A 23,485-nucleotide genomic window follows, 5' to 3' on the forward strand; every position below is an offset into this window, starting at 1 on the left:
CATGTCGAGGCGCGCGCTGATCACGATGACCCCGGACGAAGTGGCCGCGTTCCTGGAGGAGCGGCGCGTCGTCACGGTGGCCACCGTCGGCCGCGCCGGCAGGCCCCACCTCGTGCCGCTGTGGTTCGCGGTCGAGGACGGCGAGCTGCTCGCCTGGACCTACCGCGCCTCGCAGAAGGTGGCGAACCTGCGCCGCACGCCCGAGGCGACGCTCCAGTTGGAGGCAGGCGAGAGCTACGAGGAGCTGCGCGGCGTCACGATGGAGTGCGACGTGCGGCTGGTCGAGGAGCGGGCCGAGGTGGCCCGCATCGGCGGTGCCGTGGCCGCCCGCTACGCCGGGCAGAGCGGCCCGGAGCTGGACGCGTTCGTCGCCGCCCAGGCGGTCAAGCGCGTCGGGCTGCGGTTCACGCCGACCTCGGTGGTCTCGTGGGACCACCGCAAGCTGGCGGGCGCGTACTGAGCCTCGTCCTGCTCGACCTCGCCGGCGCGTTCGCGGTGTGGGCGGCCGGGTGGCGGATCGGCGTGGTGACCAACGGCGAGCCGGACAACCAGGGGGCCGGGCTGCGGCGCACCGGCCTGGCCGAGCACCTGGACGGCTGGTGCGCGTCGGGCGAGGCGGGCGGGCGCAAGCCCGACCCGGCCGTGGTGGGCGGCGGGCGCGCGGGCTTCCGCACGTGGTGGGTCGGCCACGGTCGGCCCTGGCCGGCGGAGTGGCCCGCGCCCGACCGGACCTCCCACGACACCGCCGACGCGCTCACCGCACTGCTGCGCCTATGACGCGCCTACAAGGTCAGTCAACTTTTTGCGCGATTCGGTAGACATCTTGCGGTCGGCTGTGCGGCGCGCTTATGGTGTGCGCCACACCACGCGGCGTGACGTCCCTGCTCAACGGCCGCGTGGAGCATCCCTGCCCGCAGTCAGGGGTCCCGTCCAACGAAGGGCTGAACCCATGCGAGTCGACCCCACCCACCGGCGCCACCTGGCGCTCGGCGCGGCGGCGGTGGCCACTTCCCTGCTCACCGCGCTCGTCGTCGCCGCCGCACCGCAGGCGTCGTCCGCCCCCGTCGCCGCCGCCGTCCCCACCTCGCCGTTCGACGTCGTCGGCCGCGGCGCGGACGTGCCGTTCGTCGAGCACGAAGCCGAGAACGCCGCCACGAACGGCACGAAGATCGGCCCCGGTCGCCGCCAGGGCACGCTGGAGGGCGAGGCGTCCGGCCGCCGCGCGGTCACCCTGTCCGGCCAGGGCCGCTACGTCGAGTTCACCCTGACCGAGCCCGCGAACTCGATAGACCTGCGCTACAGCGTCCCGGACGGCAACGGCGGCGCGGGCATCACCGCCCCGCTCTCGCTCTACCTCGACGGGCAGAGGTCGACGAGCCTCACGCTCACCTCGAAGTACGCCTGGCGCTACGGCGGCTACCCGTACGCCAACGACCCGAACCAGGGCAAGCCGCACCACCTCTACGACTCGACCCGCGCGCTGTTCGGCCGCACCCTCCAGGCCGGCGCCAAGGTCCGCCTCCAGGTCGACGCCGGCGACAACGCGCCGTCCTACACGATCGACCTCGCCGACTTCGAGCTCGTCGCGCCCGCCGCCACGCGCCCGGCGAACTCGGTCTCCGTCACCGACCACGGCGCCACGCCGAACGACGGCACCGACGACAGCGCCGCGTTCGACGCCGCCGTCGCGGCGGGGCGTGCGCAGGACCGCGAGGTGTGGATCCCCGCCGGCCGCTTCACCGTCACCAGGCACGTCACCGTCGACCGGGTGACCGTGCGCGGCGCGGGCCACTGGCACAGCGTCGTCACCGGCGCCCGGGTCGGCTTCTACGGCCTCGGCGAGCCCTCGTCGTGCGGGCAGGGCGGCAACCCGGGCGTCAGCACCCGCGTCGGCCTGCACGACTTCGCGATCATCGGCGAGGTCACCGATCGCGTGGACTGCGACCAGACCAACGCCATCGGGGGCGCGCTGGGCGGCGGCTCGGTGATCTCCGGGATGTTCCTCCAGCACACCAAGGTCGGGATGTGGCTCGACGGGCCGTTCGACGGCCTGACCATCCGGCACAACCGGGTCGTCGACCAGCTCGCCGACGGCATGAACCTGCACCGCGGCGTCAGCAACGTGCTGGTCGAGCACAACCTGTTCCGCAACATCTCCGACGACGGCATCGCGCTCTGGTCGGAGCACCAGGCCGACCACTCCAACACGATCCGCCGCAACACCGTGGTCGTGCCGATGAAGGCCAACGGCATCGCGATCTACGGCGGCCGCGACAACACCGCCACCGAGAACGTCGTGGCCGACACCCAGGACCAGGGCGGCGGCATCCACGTCGGCAACCGGTTCTCCTCCGTGCCGCTGTCGGGCACGACCACGTTGTCGCGCAACACGACCCTGCGCGCCGGCGTGCTCGACTCCAACTGGCAGTTCGGGGTGGGCGCGCTGTGGTTCGACGCCCGCGACGGCGCGATGAACGGCCGCGTCGACGTCACCGACACCGACCTGGTGGACAGCAACTACGAGGCCATCCAGTTCATCAGCGGCACCATCACGAACGTGCACTTCGACGGTGTGCGCATCATCGGCGCGGGCACGTTCGGCGTGCAGCTCCAGTCGCCGGGCTCGGCGTCGTTCACCAACGTCACCGCGACCGGCATCGGCCGGGCCGGGATCTACAGCTGCCTGGGCGAGGGCGGGTTCCGGATCACCCGCGGCGCGGGCAACTCCGGGTGGGACGGCACGCCGTACTGCGGCCCGTGGCCCGAGCCGGTCCACACCGACCCGACCGCGCCTCCCACCACCACGACCACGACCACCACCACGACGACCACCACGTCGGTGCAGCCGGGCGGGAACCTGGCGCGGGGCAAGCCCGTCACCGCGACCACGGCCACCGGCGGCTTCCCCGCGTCCAACGCCGTGGACGGCAACCCCGGGACCTACTGGGAGAGCGCGAACAACCAGTTCCCGCAGTCCCTGACCGTCGACCTGGGAGGGCCGGAGAACCTGGGCCGCCTGGTGCTCAGGCTGCCGCCGCCCGCCGAGTGGGCGGCGCGCACCCAGACCCTGTCCGTGTCGGGCAGCGCCGACGGCGGGGCGTACACCCAGCTGGTCGGCTCGGCGCAGTACCGCTTCGACCCCGCGTCGGGCAACCAGGTCACCGTGCCGCTCTCCGGCGCGCACCGGTTCGTGCGGCTGACGTTCACCGGCAACACGGGATGGCCCGCCGGGCAGCTCGCCGAACTGGAGGCGTACGCCACGACCGGCCCGCAGCCCACCACCACGACCACCACCACGCCGCAGCCGACCGGCAACGTGGCCCGCGGCAAGCCCGTCCAGGCGGCGGGCGTCGGCGGCCTGCCGGGGACCAACGCGGTCGACGGCGACGCGAACACGTACTGGGAGAGCCCGAACAACCAGTTCCCGCAGACCTTCACCGTCGACCTGGGCAGCCGCACGGCCGTGAACCGGCTCGTGCTCACGCTCCCGCCGGCCGCCGCCTGGGCCGCCCGCACCCAGACCCTCTCGGTCGCGGGCAGCGCGGACGGCACGGCGTTCACGCAGCTCGTCGCCCCCACCGGGTACCGCTTCGACCCGGCGTCCGGCAACCGGGTCACCGTCCCGGTGACCGCGAACCACCGCCACCTGCGCCTGACGTTCACCGCGAACACGGGCTGGCCCGCCGCCCAGCTCGCCGAGTTCGAGGCGCACGCGGGCTGACCCGGTCCGCGGCACGCCCGCGGGTGCCTCCCGGCAACGACGCCGGGAGGCACCCGCGTCGGGACGACCTCCTCAGGGGGTCACCTGATCGGCGTCGCCGCCGCGCGCCGGGCCGGCGGCCGCCCGATACTCGCGGACATGGCTGACGAACGCCGGACGACCCGCTTCGACCCCGTGACGGGTCCCCCCGAGCCGCGGCGACCCGTGCGCGACTCGTTCCGCGAGGTCCCGCCGGAGACGGCCGTGCTCCGGGAACCGCCGCCGCCGCGGCGGCGGCCCGTCGCGCCACCCGACCCGAGCCGCCGGTTCGACGCCGCCACGCTGTGGGCCGGCAGCGTGGCCACCGCCCTGGTCACAGGCCTGCTGGCGATCGTCGGCATCCTCGTCGCGCGAGGTCTGCTGGGGGTGGACGTGCTCGCGCCGAAGGGCGACGGGGTGTGGGGCAACGCCAACACCCTGACCTACGCCCTGACCTCCGCCGCCTGCGCGCTCGGCGCCACCGCGCTGCTCCAGCTGCTGCTGGCCACCACGCCGAACGCCATCCGGTTCTTCTCCTGGATCATGGTCCTGCTCACCGCGATCGCCGTGGTCCTGCCGCTCAGCCTGAGCGTGAGCTCCGAGGCGAAGGCGTTCACCGCCGTGCTCAACCTCGTGATCGGCGTGGCGATCGTGCTGCTGCTGCGCGGTGTCGTGGGCAGCGCGCGGCGCAAGTGGGCGGAGAGCGGCCGGTAGCGCGTCACGGCATCAGCTCCAGCCCTTCACCGGCGACGAGGACTTCCTGCTGCACGTCGCCGTGCCGGACAACGAGAGCCTCTACACCTTCGTCGTGGACCGGCTCACCGAGCGCGTCGAGGTCGCCGACGTGCGCACCTCCGTGGTCTACCAGCACCTGCGCAACGACCGGATCACTCCGCTCCACCGGCCGTGACGCCGCGCGCCACCTGGCGTTCACCGCGGGCTCCTAGCGTTCCGCCCACCGCGTGACCCGACGGGTCGCGCCACGGCAGAACGGAACACCATGAGGAGACCGCTGGTCCTCGGCCTGGCCGCGCTCGCGCTGGTGGCGGCGGCGGTGCCCGGTGCGGCGTCGCCCACCGACCGCCACCTCCCCGGCCGCGCCACGCTGACCGGGTTCGCGTCGCTGCCCGCGCTCACCTTCGTGCCGGGCAGCGAGCCGTCCGGCGCGGCCCTGGGCACCGCACCGGTCAACGGCGTCGTGCCCCCGTTCGCCGACCAGCCCGTGCAGGGCTTCAGCGGGGTGCTGCGCAACGCCGACGGCACCTATGACGTGCTGTCGGACAACGGCTTCGGCACCAAGGCCAACAGCGCCGACTTCCTCCTGCGCGTGCAGCGCCTCGCGCCGGACTTCCGCACCGGCGCGGTGGACGTGGTCGGCGGGACCACGCTGACCGACCCGCACGGTCACGTGCCGTTCGCGCTCACCCGGCCCGATCGCGTGCTCACCGGCTCCGACTTCGACGTGGAGTCCATCCAGCGCGCCGCTGACGGCACCTACTGGATCGGCGACGAGTTCGGCCCCTACCTGCTGCACTTCGACCGCGCGGGCCGGCTGCTCGCGCCGCCCGTGCCGCTGCCCGGCGTGTTCGCGCCGGAGAACCCGGCGGGCACCGCCAACCTGGGCGGCAGCAAGGGCTTCGAGGGCCTGGCGCTGTCCGCCGACGGCCGCACCCTCGACGCGCTGCTGGAGGGAACCGTCGCCGGTGACGCGCCGGGGTCGTTGCGGCTCAACGAGTTCGACCTCGCCCGGGGCCGCTACACCGGTGCGAGGTGGACGTACCAGCTCGACAAGCCCGAGCACGCCATCGGCGACGCGATCGCCGTGGACCGCAACCGGCTGCTGGTGATCGAGCGGGACGGCGCGCAGGGCGTGGACGCCGTCACCAAGAAGGTCTACCTCGCCGACAAGCGCGACCGGGACCGCGACGGCAAGCTCGACAAGACCCTCGTGGCCGACCTGCTGGACATCGCCGACCCGCGCCGGCTCGGCGGGTCCGGCGAGCGGTTCACGTTCCCGTTCACCACGATCGAGGACGTGGTGATCCTGGACGACCGCACCATCGCCGTGCTCAACGACAACAACTTCCCGTCGTCGTCGGGCCGCACCCCCGGCAAACCGGACGACAACGAGTTCATCACCCTGCGGCTGGCCGACGACCTCGACGCCGACCCGCGCGTGCTGCGCCGACGCTGACCGACGGGCACGACGCTGACCGACGGGCACGACGCTGACCGACGGGCACGACGCTGACCGACGGGCACGACGCTGACCGACGGGCACGACGCTGACCTGATCCGATGTCGACCGGGTCGGGTACCTGCCGGGCTCCCCGCGCGGTGGCAGCCACCGCGCGGGGACCGGCGCCTACTCGTCGGACCGGTCGCCTTCCGGGACCGCCTCGACGGGCTCGCTCGCGCCGCTCACCGAGCCGCGCTGGATGACCTCGTCCAGGTAGCGCATCACCACCGAGACCGCCGCGACCACCGGCACCGCCAGGAACGCGCCCGCGATGCCGTAGAGGCTGCTGCCCGCCGTGACCGCCAGCAGCACGACGGCCGCGTGCAGGCGCAGGCTCCGCGACTGGAGCACCGGCTGGAGCACGTTGCCCTCCAGCTGCTGCACCACCACCACGATCACCAGCATGATGATCGCGGTGGTGAGGCCGTTGCTCACCAGGGCGACCAGCACGGCCAGCGCGCCCGCGACGAACGCGCCCACGATCGGGATGAACCCGCCCAGGAACGTCAGCGCCGCCAGCGGCACCGCCAGCGGCACGCCCAGCACCACCAGGCCGATGCCGATCAGGACGGCGTCGACCAGGCTCACGATCGCCTGCGTGCGGATGAAGTCGCCCAGGGTCGTCCAGACGCGCTCCAGCACGACGGTCAGGTGCCCGCCCGCGCGCTCGCCGACCACACCGCGCAGCCACGGCGTGAACCGCGGGCCGTCCTTGACGAACAGGAACGCCAGCAGCAGCGCCAGGACACCGGTGACGAGGCCGGAGGTCACCGTGCCGACGCCGGTGAGCAGGCCGTTGGCGATCGTGCCGACGCTGGACTGGAGCTGGTCGACGCCCTGGTCGATCAGCTGGTCCAGCTTGCTGTCGGCGAGGTTGAACGGCGGCCCGGACAGCCAGTCGCGGGCCTGCTGGAGGGCCTTGGTGGCGCTCTCGGCGATCTCCGGCACACCGGAGGCGATGGACGTCGAGATCAGCGCGACCACGCCGCCCAGCACGCCCAGGCCGACCAGCAGCACGACCGACGCGGCCAGGGCCGGCGGCAGGCCGCGGCCGCGCAGCCACCGCGCCGGCGGCCACAGCACGGTGGTGATGAGCAGGCCGAGCAGCACCGGCATCACGACCACCCACAGCTTGCCGATCAGCCACCACAGCAGCACGAACCCCAGTGCGGCCAGCGCCACGCGGGTGCTCCACCGCGCCAGCCACGTCACTCCACGTCCGATGGCCTCGCCGCGGTCGCCCCAGCGGCGGTCTCCAGCGCTCACGTCTCCCCGTTCCTCCCGCGCGGCGCTCACCGCGACGTGAGGGAGCCTGCCAGAAGCACGGGCGCGACGTGCGGTGACGAGGTCACGGTTCGTCATGGGCGAGTGGTCGTCACCTGACCGGCCGGTGGGCGTCCGCCGATGCGGTCAACGTCGGCCCGAACGGACATCGCACCAGGTAGACACGAGGTGGACCGCCTCCAAGAGGTCCAGTGATCACTGCATCGCGTCGATCCAGGGAAGGGGCGATACCGCTGCCGATCACGTGGCCGCCGCACGACGCCGCGCGCGCGGCGGCCACCCGGTGTTGCCCCGGCGGTGTTGCCCCGGCGGTGTTGCGCGGTGGGACTCGGACGTGTCAGTGGATCATTCTTCCGATACCTCGACCCCGCGCGGCGGCCGGTGGCAACGTTCCGCCCATGGCACACGGCGAGGCTCTGCGCGCGGCGGTGGCGTCCGACGGCACGACACCGGTGGTCGGGGTGTTCGACATGCTGTCGGCCTCGGTCGCGGCACGGCACTACGACGCGTTGTTCGTGTCCGGGTTCGGGCTCGCCGCGTCCCACTACGGGCTGCCCGACATCGGGTTCATCGCCTGGCCCGACGTGATCGGGTTCGTGCAGCGGCTGCGGCTCGCGTTCCCGGACCACCACCTGCTGGTCGACATCGACGACGGGTACGTCGACGTCGAGGTCGCGTGCCACGTGGTGCGCGCGCTGGAGCAGGTCGGGGCGTCCGGCGTCGTGCTGGAGGACCAGAGCCGCCCCCGCCGCTGCGGCCACGTGGGCGGCAAGCAGGTGCTGCCGCTGCCCGACTACCTGGCCAAGCTGACCGCGGTCCTGGACACCCGCACCGACCTCGTCGTCGTGGCCAGGACCGATGCCACCGACGAGGCGGAGATGCTGCGCCGCGCCGCCGCCCTCGCCGCGACCGACGCCGACGCGGTCCTCGTCGACGGCGTGCCGTCCGCTGAGGTCCTGCGCCGGATCGCCCGCGCGGCCGCACCCAAGCCGGTCGTGTTCAACCAGATCGCGGGCGGTCGGTCACCGGCCCTGTCGCTGACCGAGTCGGCCGACCTGGGGGTGGGCGTGGCGATCTACAGCACCCCGTGCCTGTTCGCCGCCCACGCGGCGATGGACGAGGCCCTGTCGCGGTTGCGCGCCGAGGACGGCAGGCTGCCCGAGGGACCGATCGGGGTGGCCGAGTCGCAGGCGCTGCTGCGCGACAACCTGGGCCACCCCCGATCGGTGCCTGTCCCGAGGCCGGCCTCCCGGCCGGTGCCGGCCCCGCAGCCCGGCGGTCGCTGACGTCACGGGGTGGCGGCGCGCCACTCCTCCAGCCAGCCGTGGCGCCCCTCGTACGCCGACGCCACGAGCTGGAGCACGTCCCCGGAGTCGGTGTTCTCCACCTCCGAGCGCAGCGCGCGGAGCTTCTCCTCGTGCGACGCCGGGACGCCGTCCTCCTCCTCCGACAGGTCGCCCGGGACGAGCAGGAAGCCCTGGCCGTCGTCCGAGCGCAGGACGCGGAACCGGCCACGGGCCTCCGCGTCGGCCAACAGGGGCGCGTCACCGCGCGCCACGCGCTCCTCGTCGTCGGCCAGGCCGTCGAGGATGAAACCGCGGAGTTGCTCCAGCTGCGTCGTGTCCATACCCCGGGGTATCCCGGTCCGCGGGTGATCAAGCGTCCCGTCCGTCACCCGATCACACGCCGTGGTGCAGGCACGGCCCGCTGCGGGTAGGAAAAGGTGATGAGCAGCGGTCACGAGCCCGACCCGCGCCGGTGGAAGGCGCTCACCGTCACGTTGGTCGCCGGGTTCATGAGCCTGCTCGACGTGAGCATCGTGTCCGTCGCGCTGCCGTCGATCCAGCACGGCCTCGGCACGTCGCCCGTCGGCGTGCAGTGGGTCGTGTCGGGCTACGCACTCGCGTTCGGCCTCGCGCTGGTGCCCGCCGGGCGGCTCGGCGACGCCATCGGCCGGCGCACCGTGTTCCTCTGCGCGCTCAGCGGGTTCGTCCTGTTCAGCGCCCTTGCGGGGGTCGCGCCGACGACCGAGGTGCTGATCGTCGCCCGCCTCCTCCAAGGCGTGTCGGCCGGTGCGCTGGCCCCGCAGAACTCGGCGCTGATCCAGCAGCTCTTCCGCGGCGCCGAGCGCGGGCGGGCGTTCGGCTTCTTCGGCTCCACGGTCGGCATCTCCACCGCGGTCGGCCCCGTCGTCGGCGGTGTCATCCTCGCCGTCGCGGGGGAGGACGAGGGCTGGCGCTGGATCTTCTACGTCAACGTGCCCATCGGCGTGCTCGCCCTGGTGCTCGCCGCCCGCCTCCTGCCCCGGGGCCGCAAGGGGTCGCGCGGGCAGCTCGACCTGCTCGGCGCGGCACTGCTCGGCACGGGCGTGCTGGCCGTGATGCTGCCGCTGGTGCTGGCCGAGGCGGGCGGGTTGGCGGAGCTGTGGTGGCTGTTCGCGCTCGGCGCGGCGCTGCTCGTGCTGTTCGTGCGCTGGGAGCGGAGGATCGCCACGCGCGACGGCAGCCCGCTGCTGGACGTCCGCCTGTTCACCAGTACGCCCGGCTACGGCACGGGCGCATTGCTCGGCCTGGTCTACTTCGTCGGGTTCAGCGGCATCTGGCTGGTGTTCGCGCTGTACTTCCAGACCGGCCTCGGCTACACGCCGCTGGAGTCCGGCCTGGCCGTGACGCCGTTCGCGGTCGGCTCCGCGGCGTCCGCGGTGATCGGTGGCCGGCTGGTCGAGACCTGGGGACGCAAGCTCACCGTGACCGGGTTGAGCCTGGTCACGGTAGGGCTCGTGGCCACGGCCCTGGTGCTGCGGTTCGCGCCCGCGCACCTGGCGGGCTGGGCCGTCGCGCCCGCGCTGCTCATCGGCGGCATCGGCGGCGGGTGGGTGATCTCGCCGAACACGACGTTGACGCTGCGGCACGTGCCGGTGTCGATGGCGGGCGCGGCAGGCGGCGCGCTCCAGACCGGGCAGCGCATCGGGTCCGCGGTCGGCACGGCGGCGCTGGCCGGCGTGTTCTACGCGGTGCTCAGCGGCACGGGCCAGGACTTCGGGGAGGCCGCGCTGGTCGCGATCGGCGGCGCGGCCGTCGTGGTGGCGCTCGCGCTGGTGGTCGGCGTCGTCGAGCTGCGCGCCCGGCCGCGCTGCCCCGCCCCCGCCGAGGGCGCGCACGCCGTGTCGGACGCGGGCTGATCGCACCGTGCCGGACACCGGCTGGTCCCGGCACGATGGGGCGCATGGACCTGCCGCACCGCGCCGGGGAGCTGCTCGGCATCCGCTCGACCGCAGACCGGCCCGACGACCTCCGCCGCGCGCTCGACCTCGTGCTCGACGTGGTGGGCCCCGGCTTCACCGTCGAGCGGTTCGACTCGGGCGGCAAGCCCGGCGCCCTGGTCCGCACCGCCGGTCCACGACCACACTTCCGGGTGCTCTTCAACGCGCACCTCGACGTGGTGCCCGGCGACGACGAGCAGTTCACGCCCCGCCGCGAGGGCGACCGGCTCTTCGCCCGCGGCGCGCAGGACATGAAGCTGTCGGCGCTCGTGCTGGCGGAGGTGTTCCGCGACCGCGCGGAGCGCCTGCCCTACCCGCTCGGGCTCCAGCTCGTGACCGACGAGGAGGTCGGTGGCCACCACGGCACCCTGCACCAGCTCGAACAGGGTGTGACGGCGGACTTCGTGGTGATCGGCGAGCACAGCGGGCTGTGCGTGGTGGCCGAGTCCAAGGGCCTGGTCGTCGCCCGGCTGCGCGCCACCGGCCGTGCCGCGCACGCCGCCTACCAGTGGACCGGGGACAACGCCCTGCTCAAGGTCATGAGGGCGGTGGACGGCGTGCTCGCCGCCTACCCCGTGGCCGAGCGGGAGGAGTGGCGCACGACGGTGAACGTCGCCCGCGTGACCACCGGCAACGAGGCGCTCAACCAGGTCCCGGCCGACGCCACCGCGTGGCTCGACATCCGCTTCCCGGCAGAGGACGCGGACTTCGCCGGCCGCACGTCCGACCAGGTCGCCGCGCACCTGACCGCCCTGTGCCCGCCCGGTGTGACCGCGCACGTCGACCGCGTGGAGCCGCCGCACCGCGTCGACCCCGCCTCACCCGACCTGCGTGCGCTCCAGCAGGCGGCCCGCGCGCAGGGCCACTCCGGCGAGCTGCTGCGCAAGCACGGCGCGGCCGACTCCCGGTTCTACCACCAGCACGGCGTGGACGCGGTGATCTTCGGCGTGCGGGGGGAGGGGCAGCACGGCCCGGACGAGCACGCCGACCTGACCACGGTCGAGCCGTACCGGCGCGCCCTGACCGCGTTCCTGGACGGCCTCGCCTGACGTCCGACGGGCACTGAGGCCCGACGGGCACTGGAGTCCGACGGGCACTGGAGTCCCGATCCGCCGACCCGTTGCCCGAAGCGTAACCAGCAGGTTACGCTTCGGGTCGTGGACGAGGTGGCGGGAGCCGTGGCCGACCCCGTGCGGCGCGCCATCCTGGAGATGCTCCGCGACGACGCGCGGCTGTCGGCCGGACAGATCGCCGAGCGGTTCGCGATCAGCCGCCCGGCCGTCAGCAGGCACCTGCGGGTGCTGCGCGAGAGCGGCCTGGTGCGCGACGAACTCGTCGGCAGGCAGCGGTTCTACGTGCTCGACGCGTCGCACCTCGCCCCCCTGACCCGGTGGCTCGCGGGCTTCACCCGACCCACCGGCTGGGCGCACCACCTCGACGCCCTGGAAACCGAGATCCACCGGACCCGGCGGGAACGCCGCGCCGAACACCCCGAGGAGAACACCGCATGACCCGTCCCCGCCCCACCCCGTCGGCCACCGGTCGACTCCTCCGCGCCGACGGGGCCGGCGACCTGGTGATCACCCGCACCTTCCGCGCGCTCGCGGACGACGTGTGGGCCGGCCTCACCGAGCCCGAGCGCACGGCGAGGTGGTTCGGCCCCTGGGAGGGCGACGGGGCCCCGGGCCGCACGGTCCGGGTGCGGATGGCGCACGAGGAGGACCAGCCCTGGATGGAGGTGCGCATCGACGTGTGCGACCCGCCGCGCAGGCTCGCCGTGTCCACGGTCGACGAGGCGGGCACCTGGCGGCTGGAGGTGCTGCTGTCCGAAGTGGACGGCGTGACGGAGTTGAGCCTCGTGCACCACCTGGACACCGAGGAGGGCATCGGCGAGGTCGGACCGGGCTGGGAGTACTACCTGGACATGTTCGTCGCCTCGCGCGACGGCACCCCGCTGCCGCTGTTCGACGACTACTATCCGTCGATGAAGCCGTACTTCGAAGGGCTCGTCGCGGACCGGACGCCGCAGTAGTGCGCCGAACGGGTGAAACGCGCGGTCTGTAGCAGCAACCCCGCACCGGCATCGCGGCGCGCCCCACCGACGCCGGCAGCATGGAACAGGTGGCCACGACGGTGAACCGGAGCACGACGCGCCAGGCCGCCGCCGACGGGACGGCGGTCCGGGTGGACGTCGTCGCGCTCACCCCGGCCGGGCCGGTGGCAGGTGGCGCCCAGGTCGTCGCGGTGTCCGGGGAGCTGGACGCGGCGGCCAGCGCGACCGTGTCGGCCAGGCTGGCCGAACTGGTCGAGGCGGGGCACGGCGACCTGGTCGTGGACCTCACCGGCGTGCGGCTGCTGTCGGGGGCAGGCGTGACCGCCCTCTTCGGCGTGGCCGACGACCTGGCGGGCACCGGCCGGCGGCTCAGGGTCGTGGCGGGCAACCCGGCGGTCGCCCGCGTCCTGCGCGGCAAGCGGCTGCCGGACGTGGTCGACGTGCACCCCACGGTCGGCGGCGCGCTGGGAGCCCAGTCCGACGTGGTGGGCGGACACCCGGACGCGACGGTGCTCAGGCTCGCCAGGGAAGTCCGCGACCTGCGCGCCAAGCTCGGGGGTCGCCCCGTCATCGCCCGTGCGCTGGGGATGCTCCAGGAGCGCTACCTGCTGGCCGACGCGGACACCGCGTTCACCCTGCTGCGCAGGGTGTCCCAGCGGAGCAACGTGCGGATGCGGGAACTGGCGGAAACCCTGGTCGACCTGCCCCGCCCGCGGCCGCGCGAGCCGTGGCCCCCGCCCGAGCCCGCCCCCGACCCGGGGTTCGGCGCGGACCTGGGGGGCGGCGCCGCTGACACCCGGCCGGACGTGCTGCGCGACCTGCTGCGCGCGGTGCTGGAGCGCACCCGGGCGGCGGCGGGCGAGGTGCGGCTCGTCGAAGGCGGCGATCTGAACGGCGTCGACCACGCCGTGCGCGCCCGTCCCGGTGGTGCGGGTCCTGACAGTGGCGGTTCCGGCGTCGGTCCGGCCGGCATCGATTCCTGCCCGACCGCCCCGGCCGAGTGGCGGGACGCCGGTGCCGTGACCGCGGACGCGGCCCGTCGGCGACGGACCAGGATCGTGGTCGCCGAGGTGGCGGACGACCCGCTCTTCACCGGCTCGACCGCGATCGACGACCTGCGAGCGCTGGGCGTGCACGCCGTCGTGAGCACACCCCTGCTCTCCGCCGAAGGCGAGTGCCTGGCGGTCGTGACGACCTTCCACGGCTCGCGAGAGCAACTGCCCACCGCCGATGAGCACGACGCGGTGGACGAGCTGACCGACCGTGCCGCGCGGTGGCTGGAGTGGTCGCACCGGAACCGCGTGAGCCGCGCACTGGAACGGCTGCACGCCGCGGCCAAGTCGATGACGGTCCCGCCGGCTGCTTTTTAACCGGCGGGACCACCGGGCCGGGCACAGGTGACGCGTCCGGCCCGGCCCCATGCAATCGCCTCGGGGGAGGAACGGCAACTTTCGTGCCCAGGAGCTGCGCAATCGCCTTCGGGAGCGTACGGTCTGGGGCCACGCAGGCGGTTCAGCAGCAGCCACTGCTTCTTCGCCCCCGAGGAGGCCGCCATGACGATCGCCGAGCGGTTCGACGACCAGCTCCGGGTGGAGCGGGAGGTGCACGGCTACGCCGTCGTCGTGCGCGTCACCGGGGAGGTGGACGCCTCCACCACCCCCGCGATCAGGCGCGAGGTGCGGATCGCCCTCGCCCTGGCCACCCCGCCCGCTCCGGTCGTGATCGACCTGCGCGGTGTCGGGTTCTTCGCGGCGGCAGGGCTCAACGAGCTGTACTGGGACCTGTCCGCCGCCGAGTCGGTGGGCGTCGCGCTGCGCGTGGTCGCCTCACAGCGGCACGTCCTGCGGCCGTTCGGGATCTGCGGCCTGGACGCGGAGCTGCGCCCGTACCCGACCCTCGACGCGGCATTGCGCGCCGGACGCCCGGACCGGTCCCGAGTGAAGGAACTCACCGGCCTGTGCTGACCGGCCTGCGCCGACCACGTGCCCCGTCCACCTGCGCCCACCGCGGACCACCTCGCACCCGCACCACCGAACGCGTCGATCGGCGATCCTCGGAGCACCGCCTACCCCAGCGTGCTCACCACCCCCAAAGCTCCCAGTACCGGCACGGTGGCCAACAGCATCAGGACCGAGCGGCGAGTCGGGCGCGGAGCGCCCCTGACCAGTCGCACGCCGCCGGGCACGAGGGCCACGCACAGGCCGATCACGGCTACCACGGACATGATCTCGGTTCCCTTGAGGACGCCCAGCGGTAAGAGGGACGTCGCACCCAGGGCAACGGCGCGCACCACGGCGAACCGGCCGCCGCCCAGTGCGCCGGTGCGGTGCGCCGCGAACGCGAGCACCGGCCAGCCGAGCAGGATCGTGAACGACAGAAAACTGAACAGGTGCAGGTCGCCGTACGACCGCGCGACCAGGTCGGTGGCGAACTCGGCCCCGTGCCGCCGGACCAGGCCGTGCGCCGCCTGGTCGACACCGGCGTGGAAGATCCGTTCGGTCACGCCCACCAGCACCAGCCCGGCGGCCCACGTGGCCCAGACCGGTCTCAGCCGGCCTATGTCGTGGGCCAGCACCAGGACCGCGGGCACCAGCAGCACGGTGCCCGCCAGTGCCGCCGTGTGCGCGCTGGCCATCAGCGCCGGGTGCTCTGCCACGGCCGTCAGTTGTTGCGGGAAGAAGTGGTGGAACGGCAGGCGGAGCACCGTCGCGGTGAGCAGCAGCAGCGGGCCGAGCACCATGGCGGTCGCCCCGACCAGGCGGCCGGGGAAGGAGTAGTGGTGTGCCATGGCGACCACGCTGCCGGCCGGAGCCGCGCTGGGGATCGGCCCGAGGTCCGGAGTTCGACATCGGCCGGAGGGCTGATGCGACGGGGCCGGCTAGGCTTTCCGGATGATCGACTACGAGTGGCGGGGGCGGTTCGACAACCACGAGGTCGACGTCCTGCACGCGGAGGGCTTCGACCACCCGGTCCTGCCCGACGACGACTGGTGGGGCCAGGTCACCCGGCACAGCCTCGGCTGGGTGTGCGCCCGCCGCGCGGGTGACCTCGTCGGGTTCGTCAACGTGGCGTGGGACGGCGCGGCCCACGCGTTCGTCCTCGACACGCTGGTCGCCGGCCCCGAGCGACGGCGGGGCGTCGGCCGGGAACTGGTCGCCCGCGCCGCCACCGGCGCCCGCGAGGCGGGTTGCGAGTGGCTGCACGTGGACTTCGACGACCACCTCAAGGCGTTCTACTTCGACAGCTGCGGCTTCCGCCCCACGAACGCGGGGCTCATCGCCCTGTGAGCGCCGCCCTGTGAGCGGGCCCCGGACGGACCGGCCCCGCGACAGGGGCGCCGGGTCGGCTCGCACCCGTCATGCCGACCCGGGCGCGGTGTGCTCTGCTGGTCTCCCCACGAACCGACCAGGACGGGTGGAATGGCACCATCAGGCGGCGCGGAACTCAGCACCACCACACGCCGGCTGGACGACGACGTCGTCGTCCTGGCCGTCAGTGGCGAGATCGACACCGTGACGGTCGCCGCGCTGCGCGACCCCCTGCTGGAGCTGGCCGGGCGCGCCGCGGCCGGCGGCACCGTGGTCGCGGACCTGGCCGGGATCGGGTTCTTCTCCTCGCCCGGCATCGAGGCCCTCCTCACCGCGCACCAGCGCCTCCGGGCCGCCGGTGCCACGTTGCGCGTGGTCACCGCGCCCATCGTGCGGCGAACCCTCGCCCTCGTGGGCCTGCAACGGGAGTTGGCCCTCCACGACACCCTCGACGACGCGCTCGCCGCCGCCGGTGATCGTCACGTGTAGCGCCGCGCCGCGCCGGGTAGTCGCGGGAGGACTGCCGACGAGGAGGAGTACGTGGACCCGATCAAGCCCGCGAAAGTCGTGAAGGACGCCCTGGAGAAGGCGGTGGAGAAGGTCGCCGACCTGGCGACGCCGCCGATCCCGGGCGCGCCGGGCAGCGCGCCGCCCCCGCTGGAGGAGCCCACCGGGCCGAAGCCGGCGCCCCCGCGCAAGGCGGACCAGGGATCACCGGAGACGCGCACGGCGACGGGCGCCCGCACCGGCGCCGATGCCGACGTGCGGGAGCAGCAGGGCGAGTACCTGACGACGTCGACGGGCGCGCGCCTGCACGACACGGACCACTCGCTCCGGGCGGGCCGGCGCGGCCCGACGCTGCTCCAGGACCACCACCTGCGGGAGAAGATCACCCACTTCGACCACGAGCGCATCCCCGAGCGGGTGGTGCACGCGCGGGGCGCGGGCGCGCACGGCGTGTTCGTCGGCTACGGCAACGCCACGAACGTGTGCAAGGCCGCGTTCCTCGACGAGGGCGTCACCACGCCCGTCTTCGTCCGCTTCTCCACCGTGCTCGGCTCGCGCGGCTCCGCCGACACGGTGCGCGACACCCGCGGCTTCGCGACGAAGTTCTACACGTCCGAGGGCACGTTCGACCTGGTGGGCAACAACATCCCGGTGTTCTTCATCCAGGACGGCATCAAGTTCCCGGACATCATCCACGCCGCCAAGCCGCACCCCGACCGCGAGATCCCGCAGGCGCAGAGCGCGCACGACACGTTCTGGGACTTCGTGTCCCTGCACACCGAGGCCACGCACCACGTCCTGTGGAACATGTCCGACCGCGGCATCCCGCGCTCCTACCGCATGATGGAGGGCTTCGGCGTCCACTCCTTCCGGCTCGTCAACGCCGAGGGCGGGACGGCGCTCGCGAAGTTCCACTGGAAGCCCAAGCTCGGCGTGCACTCCCTGACGTGGGAGGAGGCGCAGATGATCGGCGGCGTGGACCCGGACTTCCACCGGCGCGACCTGTACGACGCCATCGAGGCGGGCGCGTTCCCGCAGTGGGAGCTGGGCATCCAGGTCTTCCCGGACACCCCGGAGCAGACCTTCGAGGGCATCGACCTGCTGGACTCCACGAAGATCGTGCCCGAGGAACTGGCGCCGGTGCAGCCGATCGGCGTGCTCACCCTCAACCGCAACCCCACGAACTTCTTCGCCGAGACCGAGCAGGTCGCCTTCCACCTCGGCAACCTGGTGCCCGGCATCGACGTCACGGACGACCCGCTGTTCCAGACCCGCCTGTTCTCCTACCTGGACACGCAGCTCTCCCGGCTGGGCGGGCCGAACTTCAACCAGATCCCGATCAACCGGCCGCACGTCCCGGTCAACGACATGTTCCGCGACGGGTTCCACCAGCACGCCGTGCACCGCGGCGTCGCGCCGTACAAGCCGAACACGCTCGACGGCGGCTGCCCGTTCTTCGCGGGCGCGGACACCGGGGCCTTGGTCGAGGTGCCGCAGCCGGTGGCGGAGTCGGTGAAGGAACGCCGCGCGCACGTGACCGTCGACGACCACTTCAGCCAGGCCCGCCTGTTCTACCGGAGCATGACGCCGGTGGAGCGCGAGCACATCGTGCGGGCGTTCACGTTCGAGCTGGGCAAGTGCTACGAGCAGGCGGTCAAGGAGCGCGAGCTGCGCGTGCTCGCCAACGTCGACGCCGACCTGTGCGCGAAGGTGGCCCAGGGCCTGGGCCTGCCCGCGCCGGAGCCCACCGAGGTGCCGGCGGACGTGACGCCCAGCCCGGCGCTGTCCCAGCTCGGCGGCGAGTGGCCCGCGGACGGCCGGATGATCGGCATCGTCGTCGACGCGGACGACCCGGACGGGCTGGCCGACCTGCACGCGCTGCGCCAGTCCATCTCGGCGGCCGGCATGGTGCCGCTGCTGATCGCCGCCCGGGGCGGGACCCTGGCGGACGGCCTGGTCGCCCAGCGCACCTTCCTCACCGCGCGCTCGGTGGAGTTCGACGCGCTCCTGGTGGCGAGCGCGCCCGCACCCGCCCCGGACGCGCTGCCGCAGCGCGACGCGAAGGCGGGCGCCCCGTCGCTCACCGTCGACCCGCGCGTGGTCCTGATGCTCCAGGAGGTCTACCGCCACGCGAAGGCGGTCGTCGCCTGGGGCACCGGGCCGACCGCGCTGGCCGAGGCCGGCCTGGTCCCCGGCGAGCCCGGCGTGGTGGTCACCGAGACCGCCGCGCAGGCCCTGGAGCAGCTCCAGGGCCTGCTGCCGGCCCACCGCGTGTGGGAGAGGTTCCCGGCCTCCGCGGTCTGATCCCGCTCCCGGAGGAACGTGACGGCCGGTCGCCGGTGGGGCGACCGGCCGTCACGGCGTCACGCGGTCAGCACAGGCAGAGGTTGTACCTGGCCTGGTACGTGGTGGCCGCGGCCGGGGCGGTGATGTTGTGGGTCTGGGCGCCGCCGTCCGACCAGTCGCGGTAGCGCCAGCCGAGGCCGAGCGGACCCGGTTGCGGGCTGGGCGCGCTGATCGAGTTGTTCGAGCCCGCGATGACCGTGCGGGTGAACGGCGTGGCCTGGGCCGTGCCGCCGACGCTGAGCTGGAGACCGCTCGGGCTCGACGTGAACGTCAGGTTCACCGTCCGCGGGTCCAGCTTGGTCGTCGTGCTCGTGGTGCGGCCCGACGAGTCGGTCGCGGTCAGCGTCAGGTCCAGGTAGGACGGGTACTCGTGGTCCGGGGCGGTGAACGAGCCCGACGCCACGCCGGTCCAGTTCTGCACCACGTGCTCGTGGCACCCGCCACTGGTCGCGCAGTGCTGGATGCTCAGCTTCCAGCTCAGCGCGGACGCGGGCAGGGTGCCGTCCTGGGCGTCGGTGGCGTGGCCGGAGAACGGCACGTCCTGGCCCACCACCCAGTTCAGCGGCGCGGTCGGCGCGTCGATCACCGGGACCGGGTCCTGGGAGACCGGGGTGCCGACGGTGACCGCGACCGTCGTGGTGCCCGACGCGCCCGCCTGGTCGCTCACGCGCAGGCCCACCGCGACCGTCGCGGCCGAGGTGTAGGTGCGGGTGGGCGTGGGGGAGGTGGAGTCGTCGTGCTGGCCGTCGCCGTCCAGGTCCCACGCGTAGCTCAGCGTGTCGCCGACGTCCGGGTCGGTCGAGCCCGTGCCGCTGAACTGCACGGCCAGCGGCGCCGGGCCGGACTGCGGGGTCGCGGTCGCCACGGCCGTCGGCGCGCGGTTGCCGGTCGGGTAGCCGACGCGGCGCAGCTGGCCCGCGCCCAGCGCGAGGTAGAACAGGTCACCGCCGGGGCCGGTGGTGATCTGCACGGGGACGTTCACGCCGGTCACGAACGGCACCAGCTTGGTGGGGTCGGGCTGGCCCGCGGTGGTCTGCATCGCCCAGATGCAGCCCCGGGAGCTGTCCGAGAAGAACAGCGCGCCGTCGTAGGCGGCCGGGTAGTTGCTGGTCGACTCGAACGCGATGCCGGAGATGGACGACCCGCCGGTCGGGCACGGGTCGGTGGCGACCACCTTCGCCGAGTGGTTGTAGGCGTAGTACGGCGCGGTCTGGCCGGCGCCGGTGTAGAGCGACTCGCACAGGTCGAGGTTCGCGCCGTCGTAGCCGCCCTGGCGGCCGCCGCCCTCGTAGCAGGGCCAGCCGAAGTTCTCCGCCGTCGCGTCGTTCACGTCGGCGATCCGGTTGATCTCCTCCCACGTGTTCCAGCCGACGTCGCCCGCCCACAGCTCGTCGGTGCCCGGGCGGAACGCGAACCGGAACTGGTTGCGCATGCCGTGGGCGATGATCCGCTTGGCGTTGGGGTCGGCGTGCGCGGCGAACGGGTTGCCGGGCAGGCCCGCGCCGGTGTCGGGGTCGATGCGGACGATGGAGCCGTCCAGGCTCACCGGCTCGCCCGCCGGGCGGCGGATCGACTGGGAGCGCAGCGCGCCACCGCGCGCGGTCGGCGAGGTCAGGTTGGTGCCCGCCGCGCCCGGCGGGTCGGCGCACGGGTTGCCGACCTGGCCGTAGTCGGCGAAGTTGAAGCTCGCGCCGTCACCGCCGCCGACGTAGAGGCCGCCGTCCGGGCCGAACACGACGGTGCCGATCGAGTGGCTGGGGTACTGCTGGCACCAGTCGGTGACCAGCGGCTGCTCCGAGGTGGCCGTGCCGCCGGCACCCATGGTCAGCTTGGAGACCCGGCCGGTGACCACGCAGCCCTGGTCGGTCGCGCCGGGCGGGGTGGGGCACTGGTCGCCCCAGCGCGGGTGGGTGCCGCCGGGCGCCGCGTCGTGGGTGTAGGCGACGTAGACGTACGGGCGCGCCGGGAACTGCGGGTCCACGGCCATGCCGAGCAGGCCGCGGTCCCAGAAGTCCTGGGTCTGCGGGCGCAGGTCGGCGAACGTGGTGGCCGTGGTGTCGGCGAGCGAGTCGTAGACCTTGACCAGGCCGCTCTTCTCGGCGATGAACACCCTGCCGTCGGGGGCGAAGGAGACGGCGGTCGGCGAGGTCAGGCCGCCGATGGCCAGGGTGTCGGTGAAACCGGCCGGCACGGCGGCGCCGGCTGTCGGGGCGGTGGTCGCCACCAGGCCGGCCGCGACCACCAGGGTCGCGGCCGCCACGGCGGTGATCCGTCTGGGACGTGCGGTGAAGCGTCTGCGGCGGGGTAAACGCATAGTGAGTTTTGTTCCTTTCGTGCCACTTTGGAGTGAGCACGAAAGGGTGACATGTCGTTCCTGCGTCACACTCCGCTTTGTAGGGGTCGGTTCGGCCTACCGGTCAGTCTCACCCTCGCGGGGGAGTGTCAACCCCTCAAAAGTGGGTTCACCGCTGCGACATTCGTGTCGGATCGTCCCGACGGTCATTGCGCGACCGGGTCCCCGACGCGGGTCAGCAGGTACCCGGCCGCCGCCGCGAGCGGGAACATCACCACGCCGTACACCGCCGCCGGCACCGCGAGCTGCTCGCTGCCCAGCACCGTCACCGCCACGGTGATCGCCAGCGTGCTGTTGTGGATGCCGACCTCGAACGCGGACGCGACGGCCTGCCGCCTGCCCACCCGCGCCCACCGCGGCACGAAGTACCCGGCCGCCAGGCTGCACGCGCAGAACAGGACCGCCACCACACCGACGTCCGCCAGGTAGATCCCGATGTTCTCCCGCTCGGCCACGATCGTGCCGACGATCACCGCGAACAGCACCACGGCGGAGATGATCCGCACCGGCTTGTCCGCCCGTTCCGCGAACGACGGCGACCACCGCCGCACCAGCATGCCCAGCACCACGGGCACCAGCACGATCGCGAACACCTGCGCCACCTTGCCGAACTCCAGCCCCACCCCGCCGCCGCCGATCGGCTCGAACCAGGCCAGCGCGAAGTTCACCACCAGCGGCAGCGTGGCCACGGCGAGCACCGAGTTCACCGCCGTCAGGGTGATGTTGAGCGCCACGTCGCCGCGGAACAGGTGGCTGAACAGGTTCGCCGTCGTCCCGCCGGGCGACGCGGCCAGCAGCATCATGCCCACCGCGAGCAGCGGGTCCAGCCCCAGCGCCGTGACCAGGCCGAAGCACACCAGCGGCAGCAGCACCAGCTGCGTCGCCAGCGCCACCGCCACCGCGCGCGGTTCCCGCGCGATCCGGGCGAAGTCGCCCACCACCAGCGACAGGCCGAGGCCGAACATCACCACGGCCAGCGCGACCGGGAGGCCGACGCTCGTCAGTGCCGAATCCACGGGGACCACCTGCGTCTCTGCGTCGAAACCACCTCGGAGGACGCATCCTCTCCCGGAAACGGACGAACCGGGAGCACCCGCGACCACTTCGATGAGAATCGGTGATCACCCCGAGGCGCGGGGCCGGGACCGCTCAGTAGGCCATGAACAGGATCTCGTCGCGCGAGTAGTCGTGGCCCGGGTGGTTCTCCTTGAGGTGCTCCTGGGTCTTGGTCACCAGGTCGTCCTCGTTCTCCCCGGTGATGTGCTCGCCGCAGGGGCAGGTGATGTTGCGCTTCATCGCGTCCTCCGCTGGAGTTGATCTCCTGTTCGACTCTACTGCCGGCGGCCCGCTTGTCGACCGGTTCCTTGCGGTACCGGTCGACGCCGCCGGGCCGGTCAGCGCTTGCGCGCCACCAACAGCGACTGGCCCGGCGAACTGGCCAGCGGGTGCGCGGACGGCGGGTCGAAACCGGTCGCGGTCAGCCAGCCGCCGATCTCCTCCGCCGAGTACACCTGGCCGCCCTGGCCGTGGAACAGGTTGAGGCTGAACACGCGGGCGAACGCGTCGGACGCCGGGTCGTCCACGTGCTCGTCGTGCTCCAGCAGCACGACCGCCCCGCCCGGCGCCAGCGCGTCGGCCACCCGGGCCAGCAGCCGCTCGTTGGCCTCCGCGGTGCGGCCGTGCACGACGTTGAACAGCAGCGCGGTGTCGAAGCCCGACCCCAGGTCGAGGTCGTCGTAGTCACCGGGCCGCAGCTCGACGCGGTCCGCCAGGCCCGCCTCGGCCACCGCCGCCCCGCCCACGGCCAACGCCTCGGGCAGGTCGACGACGGTCGCCCGCAGCGACGGGTGCGCCGCGCACAACCGGATCGCGTGCGTGGCGTGCCCGCCTCCGACGTCCAGCAGCGTCGCGCCCACCGGCACGGTCGACGCCACCTCGGGCGCGATGTGGTCGGCGTGCCCGGACAGCATGCCCTGGAAGCGCCGCAGCACGTCGGGCCGCTCGGCGAGCCAGGCGTAGAAGTCCAGGGCGGGCTTGCCGGTGCGGACCGAGCCCTCCAGGTCCTGCCAGGACTCGAACAGCACGACCGACCAGAACTTCTGCACGTCGGTGTACCCGGCGCCGGTCAGCCACGACGTGGTCGCCGGGGCGTTGGCGAAGCCGTCGCCCTCCCGGAGCAGGTAGCCGAACGACACCAGCAGGTCGCCCAGCAGCGCGGTGCCGCGCGGGTCCGTGCCGAGCGCGTCGGCCAGCGCCGCGGTCGAGCGGGGGCCGTCGGCGAGGGCGTCGAACACGCCCAGCCGCAGGCCCGCGGTGAGCGCCCGGTAGCCGGCGGCGGCGAGCATGTCGTGGAACGACGGCGGGCCGTCGTCCGGGGGCAGGTGCAGCGGCACG

The 23,485-nt window shown here is 73.5% G+C and carries 23 protein-coding genes; 16 read left to right on the forward strand and 7 right to left on the reverse strand.

Going from position 1 to position 23,485, the window contains the following annotated elements:
- Window position 1: 1 nt before the first annotated feature.
- The 6 genes from J2S66_RS08695 (at window position 2) to J2S66_RS08720 (ending at window position 5,933) form a co-directional block, all read left to right on the forward strand.
- A complete protein-coding gene (locus tag J2S66_RS08695; RefSeq protein ID WP_310306009.1) occupies window positions 2–460 on the forward strand; it encodes a pyridoxamine 5'-phosphate oxidase family protein in 459 nt (152 codons plus the stop codon).
- Window positions 427–777 (forward strand): HAD family hydrolase, encoded by a 351-nt coding sequence (locus tag J2S66_RS08700; RefSeq protein ID WP_310306011.1) that lies wholly within the window; start codon window positions 427–429, stop codon window positions 775–777. Before J2S66_RS08695 ends, J2S66_RS08700 begins: the two co-directional genes overlap by 34 nt.
- Window positions 778–949: 172 nt before the next feature.
- Entirely contained in the window at window positions 950–3,721 is a 2,772-nt protein-coding gene (locus J2S66_RS08705) for a discoidin domain-containing protein (protein ID WP_310306013.1), read from the forward strand.
- 138 nt (window positions 3,722–3,859) lie between these two features.
- A complete protein-coding gene (locus J2S66_RS08710; RefSeq protein WP_310306016.1) occupies window positions 3,860–4,453 on the forward strand; it encodes a DUF6069 family protein in 594 nt (197 codons plus the stop codon).
- A complete protein-coding gene (locus J2S66_RS37105; RefSeq protein WP_344960235.1) occupies window positions 4,407–4,649 on the forward strand; it encodes an Lrp/AsnC ligand binding domain-containing protein in 243 nt (80 codons plus the stop codon). Before J2S66_RS08710 ends, J2S66_RS37105 begins: the two co-directional genes overlap by 47 nt.
- Before the next feature lie 90 nt (window positions 4,650–4,739).
- On the forward strand, window positions 4,740–5,933 hold the full coding sequence (locus tag J2S66_RS08720; RefSeq protein WP_310306020.1) for an esterase-like activity of phytase family protein: 1,194 nt from the start codon (window positions 4,740–4,742) through the stop codon (window positions 5,931–5,933).
- A 171-nt stretch (window positions 5,934–6,104) separates the two neighbouring features.
- On the opposite strand, the gene J2S66_RS08725 is transcribed toward J2S66_RS08720, so the two are convergent.
- A complete protein-coding gene (locus J2S66_RS08725; RefSeq protein ID WP_310306022.1) occupies window positions 6,105–7,244 on the reverse strand; it encodes an AI-2E family transporter in 1,140 nt (379 codons plus the stop codon).
- 416 nt (window positions 7,245–7,660) lie between these two features.
- Between J2S66_RS08725 and J2S66_RS08730 the strand changes: the two genes are divergently transcribed.
- Entirely contained in the window at window positions 7,661–8,548 is an 888-nt protein-coding gene (locus tag J2S66_RS08730; protein WP_310306023.1) for an isocitrate lyase/PEP mutase family protein, read from the forward strand.
- A 2-nt stretch (window positions 8,549–8,550) separates the two neighbouring features.
- Here the strand turns inward: J2S66_RS08730 and J2S66_RS08735 are convergent, their stop codons facing one another.
- Entirely contained in the window at window positions 8,551–8,889 is a 339-nt protein-coding gene (locus tag J2S66_RS08735) for a hypothetical protein (RefSeq protein WP_310306025.1), read from the reverse strand.
- A 99-nt stretch (window positions 8,890–8,988) separates the two neighbouring features.
- Between J2S66_RS08735 and J2S66_RS08740 the strand changes: the two genes are divergently transcribed.
- The 6 genes from J2S66_RS08740 (at window position 8,989) to J2S66_RS08765 (ending at window position 14,541) form a co-directional block, all read left to right on the forward strand.
- The gene (locus J2S66_RS08740) at window positions 8,989–10,443 is read left to right on the forward strand and encodes an MFS transporter (RefSeq protein WP_310306027.1); all 1,455 of its coding nucleotides are present in this window, start codon (window positions 8,989–8,991) and stop codon (window positions 10,441–10,443) included.
- A gap of 44 nt (window positions 10,444–10,487) precedes the next feature.
- Entirely contained in the window at window positions 10,488–11,573 is a 1,086-nt protein-coding gene (locus J2S66_RS08745) for a M20 family metallopeptidase (protein WP_310306029.1), read from the forward strand.
- Between the two features lie 108 nt (window positions 11,574–11,681).
- Window positions 11,682–12,035 carry a metalloregulator ArsR/SmtB family transcription factor gene (locus J2S66_RS08750; RefSeq protein WP_310306031.1) on the forward strand — a complete coding sequence of 118 codons (354 nt, stop codon included), beginning with the start codon at window positions 11,682–11,684 and terminating at the stop codon, window positions 12,033–12,035.
- Window positions 12,032–12,556 (forward strand): SRPBCC family protein, encoded by a 525-nt coding sequence (locus J2S66_RS08755; protein ID WP_310306033.1) that lies wholly within the window; start codon window positions 12,032–12,034, stop codon window positions 12,554–12,556. Before J2S66_RS08750 ends, J2S66_RS08755 begins: the two co-directional genes overlap by 4 nt.
- An 89-nt stretch (window positions 12,557–12,645) precedes the next feature.
- Window positions 12,646–13,947 (forward strand): ANTAR domain-containing protein, encoded by a 1,302-nt coding sequence (locus J2S66_RS08760; RefSeq protein ID WP_310306035.1) that lies wholly within the window; start codon window positions 12,646–12,648, stop codon window positions 13,945–13,947.
- A 183-nt stretch (window positions 13,948–14,130) separates the two neighbouring features.
- Entirely contained in the window at window positions 14,131–14,541 is a 411-nt protein-coding gene (locus tag J2S66_RS08765) for an anti-sigma factor antagonist (protein ID WP_310306037.1), read from the forward strand.
- 101 nt (window positions 14,542–14,642) lie between these two features.
- Here the strand turns inward: J2S66_RS08765 and J2S66_RS08770 are convergent, their stop codons facing one another.
- Entirely contained in the window at window positions 14,643–15,365 is a 723-nt protein-coding gene (locus tag J2S66_RS08770) for a hypothetical protein (protein ID WP_310306039.1), read from the reverse strand.
- Between the two features lie 103 nt (window positions 15,366–15,468).
- Between J2S66_RS08770 and J2S66_RS08775 the strand changes: the two genes are divergently transcribed.
- From J2S66_RS08775 to J2S66_RS08785, 3 genes are all read left to right on the forward strand, one after another.
- Window positions 15,469–15,864, forward strand: a complete 396-nt coding sequence (locus J2S66_RS08775; protein ID WP_310306041.1) for a GNAT family N-acetyltransferase — start codon at window positions 15,469–15,471, stop codon at window positions 15,862–15,864.
- Between the two features lie 132 nt (window positions 15,865–15,996).
- Window positions 15,997–16,374 carry an STAS domain-containing protein gene (locus tag J2S66_RS08780; protein ID WP_310306042.1) on the forward strand — a complete coding sequence of 126 codons (378 nt, stop codon included), beginning with the start codon at window positions 15,997–15,999 and terminating at the stop codon, window positions 16,372–16,374.
- Window positions 16,375–16,425: 51 nt separating this feature from the next.
- On the forward strand, window positions 16,426–18,696 hold the full coding sequence (locus J2S66_RS08785; RefSeq protein WP_310306044.1) for a catalase: 2,271 nt from the start codon (window positions 16,426–16,428) through the stop codon (window positions 18,694–18,696).
- Between the two features lie 67 nt (window positions 18,697–18,763).
- Here J2S66_RS08785 and J2S66_RS08790 read toward each other — a convergent pair whose 3' ends face one another.
- The 4 genes from J2S66_RS08790 to J2S66_RS08805 form a co-directional block, all read right to left on the reverse strand.
- A complete protein-coding gene (locus tag J2S66_RS08790) occupies window positions 18,764–20,998 on the reverse strand; it encodes a PQQ-dependent sugar dehydrogenase (RefSeq protein ID WP_310306045.1) in 2,235 nt (744 codons plus the stop codon).
- Window positions 20,999–21,237: 239 nt separating this feature from the next.
- A complete protein-coding gene (locus J2S66_RS08795; RefSeq protein WP_310306047.1) occupies window positions 21,238–22,107 on the reverse strand; it encodes a bile acid:sodium symporter family protein in 870 nt (289 codons plus the stop codon).
- 133 nt (window positions 22,108–22,240) lie between these two features.
- Window positions 22,241–22,387: a DUF1059 domain-containing protein gene (locus J2S66_RS08800; protein WP_306747876.1), complete on the reverse strand. Its 147-nt coding sequence runs from the start codon at window positions 22,385–22,387 to the stop codon at window positions 22,241–22,243.
- A 98-nt stretch (window positions 22,388–22,485) separates the two neighbouring features.
- On the reverse strand, window positions 22,486–23,484 hold the full coding sequence (locus J2S66_RS08805; RefSeq protein ID WP_310306050.1) for a methyltransferase: 999 nt from the start codon (window positions 23,482–23,484) through the stop codon (window positions 22,486–22,488).
- Window position 23,485: the final 1 nt, after the last annotated feature.

The sequence above is a fragment of the Saccharothrix longispora genome (genome assembly GCF_031455225.1).
Taxonomy (GTDB): domain Bacteria; phylum Actinomycetota; class Actinomycetes; order Mycobacteriales; family Pseudonocardiaceae; genus Actinosynnema; species Actinosynnema longispora.

Coding starts and splice junctions, on each gene's coding strand:
- J2S66_RS08695 (WP_310306009.1), top strand. CDS start 2: ATGTCGAGGCGCGCGCTGATCACGATGACCCCGGACGAAGTGGCCGCG.
- J2S66_RS08705 (WP_310306013.1), top strand. CDS start 950: ATGCGAGTCGACCCCACCCACCGGCGCCACCTGGCGCTCGGCGCGGCG.
- J2S66_RS08710 (WP_310306016.1), top strand. CDS start 3,860: ATGGCTGACGAACGCCGGACGACCCGCTTCGACCCCGTGACGGGTCCC.
- J2S66_RS08720 (WP_310306020.1), top strand. CDS start 4,740: ATGAGGAGACCGCTGGTCCTCGGCCTGGCCGCGCTCGCGCTGGTGGCG.
- J2S66_RS08730 (WP_310306023.1), top strand. CDS start 7,661: ATGGCACACGGCGAGGCTCTGCGCGCGGCGGTGGCGTCCGACGGCACG.
- J2S66_RS08735 (WP_310306025.1), bottom strand. CDS start 8,889: ATGGACACGACGCAGCTGGAGCAACTCCGCGGTTTCATCCTCGACGGC.
- J2S66_RS08740 (WP_310306027.1), top strand. CDS start 8,989: ATGAGCAGCGGTCACGAGCCCGACCCGCGCCGGTGGAAGGCGCTCACC.
- J2S66_RS08745 (WP_310306029.1), top strand. CDS start 10,488: ATGGACCTGCCGCACCGCGCCGGGGAGCTGCTCGGCATCCGCTCGACC.
- J2S66_RS08755 (WP_310306033.1), top strand. CDS start 12,032: ATGACCCGTCCCCGCCCCACCCCGTCGGCCACCGGTCGACTCCTCCGC.
- J2S66_RS08765 (WP_310306037.1), top strand. CDS start 14,131: ATGACGATCGCCGAGCGGTTCGACGACCAGCTCCGGGTGGAGCGGGAG.
- J2S66_RS08770 (WP_310306039.1), bottom strand. CDS start 15,365: ATGGCACACCACTACTCCTTCCCCGGCCGCCTGGTCGGGGCGACCGCC.
- J2S66_RS08775 (WP_310306041.1), top strand. CDS start 15,469: ATGATCGACTACGAGTGGCGGGGGCGGTTCGACAACCACGAGGTCGAC.
- J2S66_RS08780 (WP_310306042.1), top strand. CDS start 15,997: ATGGCACCATCAGGCGGCGCGGAACTCAGCACCACCACACGCCGGCTG.
- J2S66_RS08800 (WP_306747876.1), bottom strand. CDS start 22,387: ATGAAGCGCAACATCACCTGCCCCTGCGGCGAGCACATCACCGGGGAG.